This is a genomic window from Pseudomonas sp. SB113, assembly GCF_040754745.1.
GTDB classification, from domain to species: Bacteria; Pseudomonadota; Gammaproteobacteria; order Pseudomonadales; family Pseudomonadaceae; genus Aquipseudomonas; species Aquipseudomonas grimontii.
The window spans coordinates 1-464 of sequence record NZ_JBFMHW010000150.1 but is presented as its reverse complement, the minus strand read 5'-3'; the positions used below and the strand labels follow the sequence as shown (position 1 = coordinate 464).

General features: G+C 55.4%; 1 protein-coding gene and 1 pseudogene. Both read right to left on the bottom strand.

The window, feature by feature from the left end; translation table 11 throughout:
• Window positions 1–262: pseudogene (locus AB1462_RS31910) on the bottom strand (hypothetical protein); the annotation flags it as partial.
• A gap of 2 nt (window positions 263–264) precedes the next feature.
• Window positions 265–464 (bottom strand): DUF1178 family protein (locus AB1462_RS31905; RefSeq protein ID WP_367249089.1); only part of this gene is annotated, 200 nt, incomplete at its 5' end.

Here is a 464-nt window from a genome sequence, read left to right as displayed (position 1 = left end):
GAATAAGCAGATTGGGAATGGCGTAGGAAATCGCTGCCGCAATCACGAAATAGCGCATTTTCGCAGCGTTGAGACGAATTCGCTCGCCTTTCGCGAGAAGCGCGATCAGCAAAATCCCGCCAGCGCCGAACGAGATGATGAACGCCCAGAGTATCGGGCCAACGCCTGCCGCAGTCGCCAGCTTGCCGAATGGCAGCGTCAACCCAAGCAGCGCACCGGTGATGACCAGCAACCCGGCCGCGGAATTCCACAATGAATGCAAGATCAGTTTCGATCTTCTGGAAATACGGGAAGCGGCATGAAGCCGACGCCATCTTCGGCCAGGTCGCGAACTTCTTCGGAAGTCGCTTCGCCGTAAATACCGCGCGCTTCAGACTCGCCAAAATGGATTTTGCGCGCTTCGTCCGCGAATTTGTCGCCGACATAATCGGCATTTTCGCGAACTTTCTTGGCCAGTTCTTTAA